Genomic DNA, 14,650 nt, shown 5'->3' on the forward strand with positions numbered 1-14,650 from the left:
GATCCGGTTCCGTCAGTGATGACGGTATTTACGGGACTACCGATGCTATTCAACCAAGCCTCACGCCTGGCCAAGATCAACAGCCCCCTCGGGCCGGATGTGCTGCTGCTCAACGAAATGGGCGGCGGTGAAGAGCTGGGCCGGCTGTTCAACTATGAGCTGCAACTGACGTCCCTGGACGCCAACATCGACCTGAACCAATTGCTGGGTAAACCGATGAGCGTCGGCCTGCAACTGGCGGACGGCGGCGAGCGGCATTTCCACGGGATCGTTGCGCGGTGCAGCCAGAACATCGACAAAGGCCAGTTCGCCAGTTACCAAGTCACCCTGCGCCCTTGGCTGTGGTTGCTCAGCCGCACCTCCGACTGTCGTATCTTCCAGAACTTGAGCATCCCGCAGATTATCAAGCAGGTGTTTCGTGACCTGGGTTTTTCCGACTTCGAAGACGCCCTCAGCCGGCCGTATCGCGAGTGGGAGTACTGCGTGCAGTACCGCGAGACCAGCTTCGATTTCGTCAGCCGACTGATGGAACAGGAAGGCATCTACTACTTCTTCCGCCATGAACAGGACCGCCATGTGCTGGTGCTGGCCGACGCCTATGGCGCCCACACCAGCGTGCCCGGCTACGCGTCGATCCCCTACTACCCCAAGGACGAGCAGCAGCGCGAACGCGACCATATGCACAATTGGCACCTGGCGCAGGAGGTGCAGCCGGGCTCGCTGGAGCTGAACGACTACGACTTCCAGCGCCCCAGCGCGAGCATCGACGTGCGCTCGGCCATGCCGCGCCCGCACACCGCCGGCGACTACCCGCTGTACGACTACCCCGGTACCTACGTGCAAAGCGCCGACGGCGAACACTATGCGCGCACCCGCATCGAGGCCCTGCAAACCCTGCATGAACAGATAGAGTTCAGCGGCAATGCGCGCGGCCTGGGCTCGGGCCATCTGTTCAGCCTCACCGGCTTCAGCCGCCAGGACCAGAACCGCGAGTACCTGATCGTCGGTTGCCGTTACTTCATCGTGCAAGAAAGTCTGGAAAGCGGTGGCGGTTCAGGCTCGGCGCAGTTCGAAAGCAGCCTGACCTGCATCGACGCCCAACAGAGTTTCCGCCCCCTGGCCAACACTCACCGCCCCATCGTCAAAGGCCCGCAGACCGCGCTGGTGGTAGGCCCCAAGGGCGAGGAAATCTGGACCGACCAGTACGGCCGCGTGAAGGTGCATTTCTACTGGGACCGCCACGACCAATCCAACGAAAACAGCTCGTGCTGGATTCGCGTGTCGCAATCTTGGGCCGGCAAGAACTGGGGCTCGATGCAGATTCCACGCATCGGCCAAGAGGTGATCGTCAGCTTCCTCGAAGGCGACCCCGACCGACCGATCATCACCGGGCGGGTGTACAACGCTGAGCAGACGGTGCCCTACGACTTGCCGGAGAACGCCACCCAGAGCGGCATGAAAAGCCGCTCCAGCAAAGGCGGCACGCCGGCCAACTTCAATGAAATCCGCATGGAGGACAAGAAGGGGTTGGAGCAGTTGTATATCCATGCCGAGCGTAACCAGGACATCGTGGTGGAGGTGGATGAAAGCCACTCGGTGGGGCATGACCGGAATAAGAGCATCGGTCATGACGAGGTAGTGACGATCGGCAACGACCGAATGCGTGCAGTCAAGCACGACGACATGCTCATGGTGGGGTTCAGCAAGACAGACGCCATCAGTAAAAGTTACCTGATTGAAGTGGGCGAAAACCTGCGTCTGGTTTGTGGCAAAAGCGTGCTGGAGCTCAATGCCAGCGGGCAGATCAATCTCACCGGTGTTCAGATCAATGTGTATTCCGAAGGCAGCTCCGAGATCAACACCGGAGGGAATCTGCATTTGAATATTGGCGGCAAAGGCGGCACCACACCCATGGGCCAAGGGGTCAAGGGCGACATTGACGCCGCCGTCAACGCCATGTTTCCCAAGCCGTCTTCCGGCCAATAACGAGACTCCGTTTCAATGACCTATCGACTCAATGAATTTGAATTCACCCTGCCCAGCGATGAGGTTCAGGATGCTTCCATCAATATTCTGAAGTTCGCCGCGCTGGGTACGTCGCTGATCGTTAGCCGCAGCCTGCTGGGTGATGGCGAGACGCTGCAGAGCAACTTCGAAGAGCAACTGGCGAAGCTGGAAAAGCAGGTACAGGACTTGCGCTATCAACCGGCCAAGGCTCTTCGTGTAGGCGCGGCGCAGGATATAGACGCCATCGAAGTGCATAACCAGTTCAGCAAAGGCACCGAGCGCATCCATCAATACCAGTTAGCACTTGTGATACCCGGCACTCGGCAGATGCTTGCCCTGAGTTATGTCAAAGCCCAACCCCTGGGCGATGCTGAAAGCGCCCATTGGGCAACCATCAAAAGCACCCTGCAGCTGAATCCCAAACCTTGAAGCCCCTAATCCATGTCTGACGCTCTCTGGGCGGCACGCCTCGGCGACGGCCTGCTGCACACCTCGGCGATGGCCGACATCCTGGGCGGCGTGCTGGAAATTGCGGCCAACATCGCTATTACGGCCGTCGCCACGGCTGCGATTGTGGCCGCCACCGGTATTACGGTGGTAACCGGCGGGCTAGGCTGCTTTGTACTGGGCGCCGTGGTAGGCATCATCGTCGGCATTGGCATGAGCAAGACGGGGGCAGACAAGGGACTGACAAAAGTTTGTGACTGGATAGGCAATGCGTTATTCCCGCCGGTGGTGATGGCGACCATTGCCACCGGCTCACATAACACCTTCACCAACGGCATACCCGCTGCGCGTGCCGCAGGCGCAATCGGCCCGGTCAGCCCGCAACCTGCCGAAGGCGGCAATCCCGAGGAAGCCAGCTACCTGGACATGGCCAAGGGATTTTTCTCGCAGATGTGGCGCCCCACCGTGGCGGTTCCTGCGCCGGGCGCAGTCCCCAAACCGCTGGACATCGTCATCTGCACCAAGCATCCACCCATGCCACCGCAGTTTATTGCCGAAGGCTCCAGCAAGGTCACGATTAATGGGCAGCCGGCCGCCCGCAGCGGTGACCGAAGTACCTGCGACGCATCGATTGTCGAGTCGGGGATGATCTCCAGCAACGTACGTATTGGCGGCGGCCCCGTGGTGGTGCGCGAGATCCGCAGCGGCAAGACCCCCGGTGTCGGGCTGGCGGTGACCGCGCTGTTGATGCTGCGCGGTGGGGGCTCCAAGTTTTTCAGCAAGCTGCCGTGCATGGTCGTTGGTGGACTGGTGTCGTGGGGCACCAGCCAAGTGACCAATGCCATTACCTCCGCAGTAGCAGGCTCGCCTAACCCGGTACACAGCTCCACGGGCGCGAAAATTCTTGATGGGGAAGACGACCTGGACTTCACCCTGCCCGGCCTGCTCCCTATCGAGTGGCAGCGCTACTACAGCAGCCGGGACGAGCGTCGCGACGGTCTGTTCGGTGCCAGCTGGAGCGTGATCTACGAGGTCTGCGTCGAGATCGGCGTACACCCCGACGGTGGGGAACGGCTGGTCTATACCGATGAGCAAGCGCGACAGATCGACATGGGCGTGATCCCGCTGGGCGGTGCCGTATTCAGCGCAGGAGAAGGCTTGAGCGTACGGCGCAATACCAATGGCCAACTACTGATCGAAAGCGTTGATGGGCTGTATCGGCTATTCGAACCAACGCCAGGCAACGCCTCACACCTGCGCCTTAGCCAATTGGGGGATCGCAACGACAACCGAATCTTCCTTGACTATGACATTCAGGGTCGGCTGAGCCACTTACGAGATACGTTCGACCATGTGCGTGTCGAACTTGTTTACAGCCAGCAATGGCCTGCGCGAGTGGAGCAAGTCAAACGGCTATACCCCGATCACAGCCAAGAAACCCTTGTCAGTTACGGCTACGATGCTCGCGGCGACCTGGCCGAAGTTCGCGATACCGACGCAAATGTGCAACGCCGCTTCACCTACGACAGCGGCCAGCGCATGGTCGAGCATCAGCTGCCCACCGGGCTGCGTTGTTACTACCAATGGGACTGTGTGGACGGTAGCGAATGGCGCGTGGTGCGGCACTGGACCGACGAAGGTGACGAGTACCGGTTCGACTATGACCTGGCGGGCGGTGTGACGCGCATTACTGATGGTTTGCAACGGGTCAGCACACGCCGCTGGAACCCGCAGTACCAGATAACCGAGTACACCGACAACCTGGGAAAAACCTGGCAGTTTGAATGGAATGACGAGCGTCAGCTGCTCAGCGCCACCGATCCGCAAGGCGGCAAATGGCAGTTCGGCTACGACGAGTCCGGCAACCTGTGCAGCACTCGGGATCCATTGGGGCGTATCGAGTCGACGTTATGGCTGGAGCATTGGTCGCTGCCGTTGGTGGAGACCGATGCGGCAGGCCACGCGTGGCAATATCAGTATGACCAGCGAGGCAATTGCGTCAGTGAAATCGATCCGTTGGGGCATGTCACACGGTATCGCTACGATACGTTTGGACAGGTGGTGGAGATCATCGATGCCACGGGCAAAAGCAAAACCCTGCGTTGGAATGAAACCGGACAGTTAATCCAGCATATCGACTGTTCGGGGTACCCCACAGCATTCGAGTACGACCGCCAGGGTCATTTGCAGGTGGTCATTGACGCCTTGGGCGAGCGCCAGCGCTATCAACACGACAGCCAAGGCCGGTTGCTACAGAGCGAAATGCCGGACGGCCGCATCGAGCAGTACCTGCGTGACACCAGCGGGTTGTTGATCGGCTATACCGATGCCGCAGGTCACACCACCCGCTACCAATACGGACGCCGCGGGCAAGTGCGCCAACGAATAGATGCCCATGGCAGGCAGATTGAGTTCCGCTACGACGCCTACGGACACCTCCAAACCCTGACCAATGAAAATGGTGAGAGTTACCGCTTTACCTGGGACCCGTGCGACCGTCTGGTAGAGCAGCAAGACCTCGACGGCAGCGCCCGACGTTATGCCTATGACCTTCTGGATAACGTAGCCGCCGTTGAGTACGTGCCCACAGGGCAGACACCTGAGCCTTCAATTGTGCATCGACTCGAACGCGATGCAGTGGGCCGCTTGCTGTTGAAACAAACCGATGATGGTCGCACCGAATACACCTACGACCCGTTGGACCAACTCACCGCTGTCACCTTCATCGGCAATGACGAAACCACCCAGGCACTGGCCTTCGCCTACGACGCGCGCGGCCAACTGCTCATCGAACAAAGCGCCGCCGGCAGCCTGAACTACCACTACGATGAGCTCGGCAACCTGATCCAGACGCAGTTGCCCGACGGCCGTTGGCTCAACCGCCTGTACTACGGCAGCGGCCACCTGCACCAGATCAACCTCGACGGGCGCGTCATCTGCGACTTCGAACGCGACCGCCTGCACCGTGAAGTCCTGCGGACCCAAGGCCAGATCACCACGCGCAGCGAATATGACCGCAGCGGCCGCCTGCGCTCACGGATACGCCGTCCCAATGGCCAGCCCACGCAACTGCCGGCCGCCCAGCAAAAACACTTCGACTATGACCCGGCCGATAACCTGATCGGCCGCCTGGAGCGTGACCGCGATAACCATCGGGATCAGCGCCAACTGCTCCACTACGACGCGACCGGGCGCATTATCGCCAGCCAGGACAACGCTCAGGGCCAGCGAGAAACGTTTACCTACGATGCCGCAGCAAACCTGCTGGACGGTCCGTCAGCCAGTGCGGGGCTGGTGGTGCATAACAAGCTGTTGACCTATCAGGACAAACGCTATCGTTACGACGGTTTCGGCCGAATGATCGAAAAGCGCAGTGCCCTACGCGGCGTACAGCTCTTTGCCTACGACGCAGAGCATCGCCTGATCGAAGTCCGTAGCCAGAAGGATGGACGCGAAACGGTCGTAAAAATGACCTATGACCCCCTCGGCCGGCGCATCGCTAAAACCGAACATGACAGCAACGGTTATCCGTTGGGTGAAACCCGCTTTGATTGGGAGGGGTTGCGCCTGCTGCAGGAGCATCGGCATAGCCAGACCAGCCTCTATATCTATGAAGAAGACGGCTATGTACCGCTAGCTCGCGTGGACGGCACGGGCGAGCACCAAAGCGTGCGCTACTACCACAACGACCTGAATGGTTTGCCTGAGCAACTGACCGAAGCTGATGGGAAAACGGTATGGCAGGCGCGCTATCAGGTGTGGGGGAATGCGGACGAAGAAGTGCGTGAGGCGTACTTTATCGAAGAGCAGAATTTGCGGTTCCAGGGGCAGTATCTGGATCGGGAGATTGGGCTGCACTACAACACGTTTCGGTTTTATGATCCGGATGTGGGGCGGTTTACGACGCCGGATCCGATTGGGTTGGCGGGAGGCGGCAATCTTTACCAATACGCTCCTAACCCGACGGGTTGGATAGACCCCTGGGGCTGGGCCTGTTCCTCAGCACAAAGGAGGCAGAATAAAGTCAACGGTAAAGCCGCTGAAAACCTGGTGCATCAGAAGCTATTAAATAATCCCAAAGTGACCGTGCTCGGTACACAGGTTTATGTCAAAACTCCAGGTGCAGGGAGAGGCCGCTACGTAGACATTTTGATAAAAAATAACAAAACCGGGAAAGTCGTCGCAATTGAGGTCAAGTCAGGTGGTGCTGTACGGTCTAAAGCCCAGCTTGCAAAAGACAAAATCATCGCCGATGGGAAAGGCATATTTGGTAATTCTGGAAAGAGCACAAAAGGCGTAACCGTTAGCGAAGCCAGGGTCCCACTATGGAGGTTGCCGTAATGACTGAAACTGTAAAAGATATATTGAAGTTACTGACCTCATTCTTAGCAGAACCCTTCGCGAAACATGGGTACGCGCTAAAAAAAGGCAGAAATTTTGAAACGAATGGCGAGCGTGGTCGAGTTCGTCGCTACACGATAAATCTATCCAAGAGCAAGGGATGGTTTTCTCTCCACTTGACGCTTCAGATAGTGGACCCAGCGCTGATGACGTGCGTGAACAACGTCCTTAATAAAGCACTCCGAGACGAACGGTTTGAATATCCGGAAAACTGGTCCCAGTCTATTATCGAGAAGACTATTAAAACCCGGACTTCCAACCATGTTGTCGCCGAACTGACGGACTGGCGGCCACTAAAAAATCCCGGCGAAACGCTTGAGAACTTCAATGAGCGTTTTTCAATATGGTTGTATTCATTTGACAGCCTGGATGAAAAACCTGACTGGAAAGAGCAGTTGCTGACCAGTATTGGATTAGCCCAATGTTGGTTTGACGAAGCAGATTCGGAAGACTGGATTCGCACCAACACTGATTATCCTGCTCTTTATTTGCTATATAACGAAGGTCTAAATCAGAAACTTGAAGACAAATACAAAGCTGTGCTGAGGTCCTCTGAAGACCCAAATGAAGTGGAACTGTTTTACCTGCATCTGTCTTGATAACCAGAACAACACCCAAGGTCAACGGGAACCTTCATCTACGATGCCGAGCATCGCTTGATCGAAATCCACAGCGAGAGGCGCTCTGCCACGTCATTCGCCAAACGAAAAGGTTGTTTCTAAAGGATCACCGGCTATGGGTATCAATCAAATTATCCTCTCAGAGCAAGACCATAACCTTGGACAAATAGGCGGAGGTGCGTGGCTTGCAGACCTTGCACTGTGGCCTAAAGATCCGCAAACCGGTCAGCTTATGCTGCCGGTGATTACGATGACCTCAACGTTCTTGGACGTCCCATTCATACCCTCCGGGATGGCGCTTACGGTGTTCGTCTCCGTTGAGCGAACTGACGAAACGTACACACGATCGTCTGTACGAAAGTTGACTGTCCATCAACAAAGCGAGATGGAAAAACTTCAACTTGGCCATAGCCAGGTTCTGCTTCACGCGCTGGCGACTTCCGAACTCACACCCGCTGCGTTGGTTGATCCAATTCCGCGAACGTATATTGCCCAGCAACCGTTCACTCCCGAACAAATGGAGGAAGAATTGGAAGACGTGGACAGTGGCGCGGGTATCAGCAAGGCCCTTGGGCGCCCCGCTTGGTTGCAAGACCCTTTGTATGAAAGCCCTCGCTACTATTTCTTGGCTCAACTCACCGACGCCGACATTGCAAAAATCAGCCCTAGTCACGAAGGAATATTCAGTGGAGGTATCGGCTATGTGTTCGCCGATAATCGAGCGAAAAAGCTGAAGGAAGGGGATGTGGGCGGCTATTTCCTAGTTCAATTCACCTGAAAATGCGATTAGGCGAGCTGGCTTAATCTGGCATACGCATCAGCACCCAACAAAAAATGGGCACCCGACCCAGTCGGCGTGCCCATCTTCTTTACCGCCCCGCCTCCCTTCGAGACGGTACCGCTTAACTTACGGGTTGACGCTGTCTTTGAGCGACTTGCCCGGCTTGAACGCTACGGTGTTGCTCGCCTTGATTTTCACTGGCTCACCGGTTTGCGGGTTTTTGCCGGTGCGGGCGCCGCGGTGGCGTTGCAGGAAAGTGCCGAAGCCGACCAGGGTGACGCTGTCCTTGCGGTGCAGGGCGCCGGTGATTTCTTCGAGGACGGCATTGAGGACGCGGTTGGCCTGTTCTTTGGTGAGATCGGCTTTTTCAGCGATGGCGGCTGCGAGATCTGGTTTACGCATATGTGAAGCCTCTTTGACGGTTTTTTGTTGTTATGTCCGTGCTGCTCTCTGGTGGAGCAGCGCCAAGGCGCCGCAGGCTCTACTCTGCGGCAGACGGGAGTGAGGATGGCATGCCCTCGGGCGCCGCGCCAGTCTCGCGGCGGCCTTTCTCGGGGTATGAACGTGATGTTTGCGACAGAACGGGTGGTATTTACGCCAGTAACGGCGGAAGTTCTTTGTTCAGCGCCAGTTTTTCCATGACAGCGCTGCCGGTCAGTGCGTAACCCAGCAGGCGGCCGCTGGCATCGCGGCACAGGGCCTTGATGTCGGCACCCTGCCCTTCGACACTCCAGACGCCTTCAGTGCCTCGTGGCGCAGGTGAGACCACCAGCGGGCACACCGGGGTTTTCACGGTGATTGGCATCGGCCCATAGCTCACCGCCGTGGCATTGCCGGCCAGAGTTTGCGCCAGGGCACGGGCGCAGCTCATCAGCGGCATCACGTACAACAGGTTCAGGCCATCGACCTCGGCGCAGTCGCCCAAGGCATAGATATTGGCGTGGGAGGTCTTGAGGTGGCGGTCCACCATGATCCCGCGGTTGATTTGCAGGCCGGCCGCTGCGGCCAGGTCTACACGCGGGCGCAGGCCAATGGCAGACACCACCAGGTCACAGTGGATCACTTCACCGTCCGACAGGTGCGCTTCAAGGCCATCAGCCGTGCGTTGCAGGCGATTGAGCACCGGGCCCAGGTGGAAACGCGCGCCGATGCCTTCCAGCCCGGCTTGCACCGCTGCGGCTGCCGCCGGGTGCAGCAGGGTCGGCATGACTTGCTCACACGGCGCGACCAGGTCGATTTCATAGCCGCCCAGGATCAGATCATTGGCAAACTCACAGCCGATCAGGCCAGCGCCAAGCAGCAGCACGCGCCGTTTGCCGGCAGCGGCAGCGCGAAAGCGCGCGTAGTCTTCCAGGTCGTTGATCGGGAAAATCAGCTCAGCCGCGTCGCCTTCGACCGGTACGCGCACGGTTTCTGCGCCCCAGGCCAGGACCAGGTCGCGGTAGCTCACCGCTTCCTCGCCGATCCACAGGCGCTTGTGGCCTGGGTCGATGCCGCTGATGCGCGTATGGGTGCGCACCTGAGCCTTGAGTTGCTCGGCCATGGCACCAGGTTCGGCCATGCTCAGGCCATCGGCTTCCTTGTTCTTGCCAAAGCCGGTGGAGAGCATGGGCTTGGAGTAGGAGCGTCCGTCATCGGCAGTGATCAGCAGCAACGGGGTCTCGCTGTCGAGCTTGCGAAACTCCCGGGCGACGTTGTAACCGGCCAATCCTGTGCCGATGATCACGACAGGTGCGTTCATTCCTTTCTCCTTGTAGTACGTTTCTTAAATTCGGGATTACGCGATTTCGATCATTTCGAAGTCCGACTTACCCACGCCGCAGTCCGGGCACAGCCAGTCTTCCGGGACGTCCTGCCACAGAGTACCTGGTGCAATACCGTCATCCGGCCAGCCGTCCGCTTCGTTATAGATAAGGCCACAGACGATACATTGCCACTTCTTCATTACATGCTTCCTCAGGTTCAGGCGTGTTGGCCGGCGGTCGATGGATCCAGCGTTGCCGCGCGGCTCAGGGCGTTTTGTACTGATCGGGGCCGGCAGATGCAAGCATGTTCGACGCAAACGACGGGTTTGGCACGGCAAAAGCCCAGGGTGCCATGGTAAGCTCGCCGCCTCTTTTGCTGCCAATACTGACTCACCGTGCCGCACTCAATCGCCCTTCCCGATGCTTGCCAATGGCTGACCCAGAGCCTTCTGAGCCCCTTGCCCACGCCCTTGACCCTCAACTGGCTGTTTGACGAAGGCTCGCTGACGCGACGGCTGACGTGGCTGTCCAACGAGGGTTTCAGCGTGACGCCGCTGTTCGAAGGCTGGCAACCGTTGCGCGACGACGAATGCGCCGCCCTGGACCTGCCGCCGGCCAGTATCGGTTGGGTACGCGAGGTGTATTTGCGCGGGCACGGCCAGCCTTGGGTATTCGCCCGCAGCGTGGCGGCCCGCAGTGCCTTGCAGGGCGATGGGCTGCACATGGACGAGCTGGGCAGCCGCTCGCTGGGCGAGTTGCTGTTCTGCGACCGCGCCTTTACCCGCCAGGCCATCGAAGTGTGTCACTACCCTCGTGCCTGGCTGCCGACAGCGGACCAGGCCGATAATCTGTGGGCGCGCCGCTCGCGCTTCGACCGCGGGGCGCTGAGCGTGCTGGTGGCGGAAGTCTTCCTGCCCAGTTTCTGGCACGCGCTGCATGATCATCCGGAGAACTGCTGATGTACCAACGTCTGCTCAAGTCCTTGAACCGCCTGAACCCCAGGGCCTGGGATTTCATTCAGTTGACGCGCATGGACAAGCCCATCGGCATCTACCTGCTGCTGTGGCCGACACTGTGGGCCCTGTGGATCGCCGGCAAGGGTTCGCCGTCGCTGATCAATATCGTGATTTTCGTGCTGGGCGTGGTACTCACCCGGGCCGGCGGCTGCGTGATCAATGACTGGGCCGACCGCAAGGTCGATGGCCATGTGAAACGCACCGAGCAACGCCCGCTGGTGAGCGGCAAGATCAGTTCGAAAGAAGCGCTGGTGTTTTTTGCCGTGCTGATGGGCATCAGTTTCCTGCTGGTACTGCTGACCAATGCCAGCACCATCCTGCTGTCCCTGGGCGGCCTCGCACTGGCGGCAAGCTACCCGTTCATGAAGCGCTACACCTATTACCCCCAAGTGGTGCTGGGCGCAGCGTTTTCCTGGGGCATGCCGATGGCGTTTACCGCCGAGACCGGCCATTTGCCTGCCACCGCGTGGCTGCTGTACATCGCCAACCTGTTGTGGACGGTGGGCTACGACACCTATTACGCCATGACCGACCGCGATGACGACTTGAAGATCGGGGTGAAATCCACCGCGATTTTATTTGGCGATGCCGACCGCGTGATCATCCTCACCCTGCAAGGCCTGGCGCTGGCATGCCTGTTGCTGGCCGGCGCGCGGTTCGAGTTGGGCGGGTGGTTCCACCTGGGGTTGCTGGCGGCAGCGGGCTGCTTTGTCTGGGAGTTCTGGTACACGCGGGACAGGGACCGCATGAAGTGCTTCAAGGCGTTCTTGCATAACCACTGGGCGGGGTTGGCGATTTTTGTCGGGATCGTAGTGGATTACGCGGTTCGCTGAGGATTCTGTGGTGACTGTTGGGATGCCATCGCAGGCAAGCCAGCTCCCACATTTTGACTGTATTCGCAGATCAAAAAATTGGGAGGGGCTTGCCCCCGATGGATTCAGCAGCGCCGCAGACTTAAGGCTTGATGATGTGCCAGACGCTACCCTTGCCATCACCGGTCTTGTCACCGGCTTTCTTGTCGTCCTTGTAGGTGTAGACAGGCTTGCCTTTGTAGGCCCACTGGCTGGTCTGGTCGTCGCGGGTGATCACCGTCCAATCGCCGGTCTTGGTGTCGGTGGACTCTGCCTTCAGCGGTGGCCAGTTGGTCGCGCACTGGTCCTTGCATACTGATTTGCCATCAGCGTCCTTGTCGAAGGTATAGAGCGTCATTCCCTTGTGATCCACCAACATCCCGTCTTGGGTCATCGCTGGCTCTGCCGCAAACGCCAGCCCTGGCAGCGACAACACCGCAGATACCAGCAGGGTTTTCCAGGAAACAGTGCTGTAAGTCATTGGAACCTTCCTTTTGTGGTTGTCAGGATTCGGACCCAAAGGGTAGCCCAGAGTGCCGTTAATTGCCCAAGCGACTAAATTACTGTCACACGACTGCAATAATTCCGTTATCTAATGCGGCGCAAGACAGTTAAATGACAAGAGGATTGAGCATGGTTGGCAGGAGCATTCTGATCGTTGACGACGAAGCGCCCATTCGCGAAATGATCGCCGTCGCGTTGGAAATGGCCGGCTATGACTGCCTGGAGGCGGAGAACTCCCAGCAGGCCCACGCCATTATCGTCGACCGCAAGCCGGACCTGATCCTGCTCGACTGGATGCTGCCCGGCACCTCGGGCATCGAATTGGCCCGCCGTCTCAAGCGTGACGAGCTGACCGGGGATATCCCGATCATCATGCTCACCGCCAAGGGCGAAGAGGACAACAAGATCCAGGGCCTGGAAGTCGGTGCCGATGACTACATCACCAAGCCGTTTTCCCCACGGGAACTGGTGGCGCGCCTCAAAGCCGTGCTGCGCCGCGCCGGCCCGACCGATGGCGAAGCGCCTATCGAAGTCGACGGCTTGATCCTGGACCCGATCAGCCACCGCGTGACCATCGACGGCAAGCCTGCGGAAATGGGGCCGACCGAATACCGCCTGCTGCAATTCTTCATGACCCACCAGGAGCGCGCCTACACCCGTGGCCAACTGCTCGACCAGGTATGGGGCGGCAACGTCTATGTGGAAGAGCGCACTGTGGACGTGCATATCCGCCGCCTGCGCAAAGCCTTGGGCGATGCGTACGAGAATCTGGTACAAACCGTGCGCGGTACCGGCTATCGGTTTTCTACCAAAGGCTGAGCCAGTCCCTTTCCTCCCTTAACAGCTGACAAGGACGCATGTTTAAGTGAACCAGAACTGGCATGGCACCCTGATCCGCCACATGCTTCTGTTGATCACTGCCTGCCTGCTGGTCGGGCTGATCAGTGGCTATTACGGCTGGAGCCTGGCCGCCGGCATCGCGTTGTACCTGGGCTGGACCCTCAAACAATTGCTGCGCCTGCATGAATGGCTGCGCCAGCACAAACCCGATGAGGCCCCCCCCGATGGCTATGGCCTGTGGGGCGAGGTGTTCGACAGCATCTACCACCTGCAGCGCCGCGACCAACGGGTACGCGGGCGCCTGCAAGCGGTGATCGACCGGGTGCAGGAGTCCACCGCCGCGCTCAAGGACGCGGTGATCATGCTCGACAGCGACGGCAACCTGGAATGGTGGAACCGTGCCGCCGAGACTCTGCTGGGCCTCAAGACGCCCCAGGACAGCGGCCAGCCGGTGACCAACCTGGTGCGTCACCCGCGCTTCAAGGAATACTTCGAGCAGGACAACTACGAAGAAGCCCTGGAAATCCCCTCGCCCACCAACGACCGCGTGCGCATCCAGCTGTACCTGACTCGCTACGGCAACAACGAGCATTTGATGCTGGTACGTGATGTGACCCGTATCCACCAGCTGGAACAGATGCGCAAAGACTTCGTCGCCAACGTTTCCCATGAGCTGCGCACGCCCTTGACGGTGATCTGCGGCTACCTGGAGACGTTGCTGGACAATGTCGATGAGATCAACCCGCGCTGGAGCCGCGCCCTGCAGCAGATGCAGCAGCAAGGCTCACGCATGCAAACCCTGCTCAACGACCTGCTGTTGCTGGCCAAGCTTGAAGCCACGGACTACCCCTCGGACAACCACCCCGTAGCGGTGCAGGGCCTGTTACAGACGATCAAGAACGATGCCCAGGCCCTCTCGGGCGAACGCGGGCAGCAGATCACGCTGGAGGCCGACCCAACCGTATTGCTCAAGGGCAGTGAAGGCGAACTACGCAGCGCCTTCTCCAACCTGGTGTTCAACGCGGTGAAGTACACCCAGGACAAGGGCAATATCCGCATTCGCTGGTGGGCCGACGAGCACGGCGCGCACCTGAGTGTGCAGGACTCGGGTATCGGTATCGACGCCAAGCACCTGCCGCGCCTGACCGAGCGCTTCTACCGTGTCGACTCCAGCCGCAACTCCAACACCGGCGGCACCGGGCTGGGCCTGGCCATCGTCAAGCATGTGCTGCTGCGCCATCGGGCCCGCCTGGAAATCAGCAGCGTGCTGGGGCATGGCAGTACCTTTACCTGCCATTTTCCGCCGGCGCAGGTCACCCGTTCGCGAGCGGTCGAGGCCGATGATTAAGTGGAAGTGAGCACGGCCCACTGTGGGAGCTGGCTTGCCTGCGATGGCGGCGGGTCAGCCAAATTATCGGTAGCGGGCAGACCGCCATCG

13 protein-coding genes are annotated in these 14,650 nt (G+C 59.1%); 9 read left to right on the top strand and 4 right to left on the bottom strand.

Annotated elements, in window-relative coordinates:
- Window positions 1-42: 42 nt before the first annotated feature.
- The 5 genes from AC07S6_RS07275 (at window position 43) to AC07S6_RS07295 (ending at window position 8,253) form a co-directional block, all read left to right on the top strand.
- Window positions 43-1,986 (top strand): type VI secretion system Vgr family protein, encoded by a 1,944-nt coding sequence (locus AC07S6_RS07275; RefSeq protein WP_198790707.1) that lies wholly within the window; start codon window positions 43-45, stop codon window positions 1,984-1,986.
- A 15-nt stretch (window positions 1,987-2,001) separates the two neighbouring features.
- The gene (locus AC07S6_RS07280) at window positions 2,002-2,436 is read left to right on the top strand and encodes a DcrB-related protein (RefSeq protein WP_060763892.1); all 435 of its coding nucleotides are present in this window, start codon (window positions 2,002-2,004) and stop codon (window positions 2,434-2,436) included.
- 12 nt (window positions 2,437-2,448) lie between these two features.
- On the top strand, window positions 2,449-6,795 hold the full coding sequence (locus AC07S6_RS07285; RefSeq protein WP_495111981.1) for an RHS repeat-associated core domain-containing protein: 4,347 nt from the start codon (window positions 2,449-2,451) through the stop codon (window positions 6,793-6,795).
- A complete protein-coding gene (locus tag AC07S6_RS07290) occupies window positions 6,795-7,454 on the top strand; it encodes a hypothetical protein (RefSeq protein ID WP_057975240.1) in 660 nt (219 codons plus the stop codon). Before AC07S6_RS07285 ends, AC07S6_RS07290 begins: the two co-directional genes overlap by 1 nt.
- 136 nt (window positions 7,455-7,590) lie before the next feature.
- The gene (locus tag AC07S6_RS07295) at window positions 7,591-8,253 is read left to right on the top strand and encodes a hypothetical protein (RefSeq protein WP_495111982.1); all 663 of its coding nucleotides are present in this window, start codon (window positions 7,591-7,593) and stop codon (window positions 8,251-8,253) included.
- A gap of 129 nt (window positions 8,254-8,382) precedes the next feature.
- Here the strand turns inward: AC07S6_RS07295 and AC07S6_RS07300 are convergent, their stop codons facing one another.
- The 3 genes from AC07S6_RS07300 to AC07S6_RS07310 form a co-directional block, all read right to left on the bottom strand.
- Window positions 8,383-8,658 carry an HU family DNA-binding protein gene (locus tag AC07S6_RS07300; protein ID WP_003195589.1) on the bottom strand — a complete coding sequence of 92 codons (276 nt, stop codon included), beginning with the start codon at window positions 8,656-8,658 and terminating at the stop codon, window positions 8,383-8,385.
- Between the two features lie 190 nt (window positions 8,659-8,848).
- Window positions 8,849-9,997 carry an NAD(P)/FAD-dependent oxidoreductase gene (locus AC07S6_RS07305; protein WP_054896057.1) on the bottom strand — a complete coding sequence of 383 codons (1,149 nt, stop codon included), beginning with the start codon at window positions 9,995-9,997 and terminating at the stop codon, window positions 8,849-8,851.
- A gap of 36 nt (window positions 9,998-10,033) precedes the next feature.
- Complete coding sequence (locus tag AC07S6_RS07310; protein WP_014720509.1) at window positions 10,034-10,201, bottom strand: rubredoxin; 168 nt, start codon at window positions 10,199-10,201, stop codon at window positions 10,034-10,036.
- A 195-nt stretch (window positions 10,202-10,396) separates the two neighbouring features.
- Here AC07S6_RS07310 and AC07S6_RS07315 point away from each other — a divergent pair, with 195 nt between their 5' ends.
- Both AC07S6_RS07315 and ubiA read left to right on the top strand, forming a co-directional pair.
- A complete protein-coding gene (locus AC07S6_RS07315; protein ID WP_003195610.1) occupies window positions 10,397-10,960 on the top strand; it encodes a chorismate--pyruvate lyase family protein in 564 nt (187 codons plus the stop codon).
- Window positions 10,960-11,850 (top strand): 4-hydroxybenzoate octaprenyltransferase, encoded by an 891-nt coding sequence (gene ubiA / locus AC07S6_RS07320; protein ID WP_014720511.1) that lies wholly within the window; start codon window positions 10,960-10,962, stop codon window positions 11,848-11,850. The genes AC07S6_RS07315 and ubiA overlap by 1 nt, the downstream gene beginning before the upstream one ends.
- Before the next feature lie 121 nt (window positions 11,851-11,971).
- On the opposite strand, the gene AC07S6_RS07325 is transcribed toward ubiA, so the two are convergent.
- Complete coding sequence (locus tag AC07S6_RS07325) at window positions 11,972-12,349, bottom strand: COG4315 family predicted lipoprotein (protein WP_495111983.1); 378 nt, start codon at window positions 12,347-12,349, stop codon at window positions 11,972-11,974.
- A 152-nt stretch (window positions 12,350-12,501) separates the two neighbouring features.
- On the opposite strand from AC07S6_RS07325, the gene phoB reads away from it, so the two are divergent.
- Together phoB and phoR are read left to right on the top strand one after the other, a co-directional pair.
- Complete coding sequence (gene phoB / locus AC07S6_RS07330; RefSeq protein ID WP_003195617.1) at window positions 12,502-13,191, top strand: phosphate regulon transcriptional regulator PhoB; 690 nt, start codon at window positions 12,502-12,504, stop codon at window positions 13,189-13,191.
- 82 nt (window positions 13,192-13,273) lie between these two features.
- Window positions 13,274-14,560 carry a phosphate regulon sensor histidine kinase PhoR gene (gene phoR / locus AC07S6_RS07335; RefSeq protein WP_495111984.1) on the top strand — a complete coding sequence of 429 codons (1,287 nt, stop codon included), beginning with the start codon at window positions 13,274-13,276 and terminating at the stop codon, window positions 14,558-14,560.
- The last annotated feature ends 90 nt before the right edge of the window (window positions 14,561-14,650 follow it).

Source organism: Pseudomonas sp. GW821-FHT07B01, assembly GCF_059419065.1.

What these genes read in the sequence shown, in the direction of transcription:
- AC07S6_RS07275 (WP_198790707.1), top strand. Translation starts at nt 43, where the DNA reads ATGCTATTCAACCAAGCCTCACGCCTGGCCAAGATCAACAGCCCCCTC.
- AC07S6_RS07280 (WP_060763892.1), top strand. Translation starts at nt 2,002, where the DNA reads ATGACCTATCGACTCAATGAATTTGAATTCACCCTGCCCAGCGATGAG.
- AC07S6_RS07285 (WP_495111981.1), top strand. Translation starts at nt 2,449, where the DNA reads ATGTCTGACGCTCTCTGGGCGGCACGCCTCGGCGACGGCCTGCTGCAC.
- AC07S6_RS07290 (WP_057975240.1), top strand. Translation starts at nt 6,795, where the DNA reads ATGACTGAAACTGTAAAAGATATATTGAAGTTACTGACCTCATTCTTA.
- AC07S6_RS07295 (WP_495111982.1), top strand. Translation starts at nt 7,591, where the DNA reads ATGGGTATCAATCAAATTATCCTCTCAGAGCAAGACCATAACCTTGGA.
- AC07S6_RS07300 (WP_003195589.1), bottom strand. Translation starts at nt 8,658, where the DNA reads ATGCGTAAACCAGATCTCGCAGCCGCCATCGCTGAAAAAGCCGATCTC.
- AC07S6_RS07305 (WP_054896057.1), bottom strand. Translation starts at nt 9,997, where the DNA reads ATGAACGCACCTGTCGTGATCATCGGCACAGGATTGGCCGGTTACAAC.
- AC07S6_RS07310 (WP_014720509.1), bottom strand. Translation starts at nt 10,201, where the DNA reads ATGAAGAAGTGGCAATGTATCGTCTGTGGCCTTATCTATAACGAAGCG.
- ubiA (WP_014720511.1), top strand. Translation starts at nt 10,960, where the DNA reads ATGTACCAACGTCTGCTCAAGTCCTTGAACCGCCTGAACCCCAGGGCC.
- AC07S6_RS07325 (WP_495111983.1), bottom strand. Translation starts at nt 12,349, where the DNA reads ATGACTTACAGCACTGTTTCCTGGAAAACCCTGCTGGTATCTGCGGTG.
- phoB (WP_003195617.1), top strand. Translation starts at nt 12,502, where the DNA reads ATGGTTGGCAGGAGCATTCTGATCGTTGACGACGAAGCGCCCATTCGC.
- phoR (WP_495111984.1), top strand. Translation starts at nt 13,274, where the DNA reads ATGCTTCTGTTGATCACTGCCTGCCTGCTGGTCGGGCTGATCAGTGGC.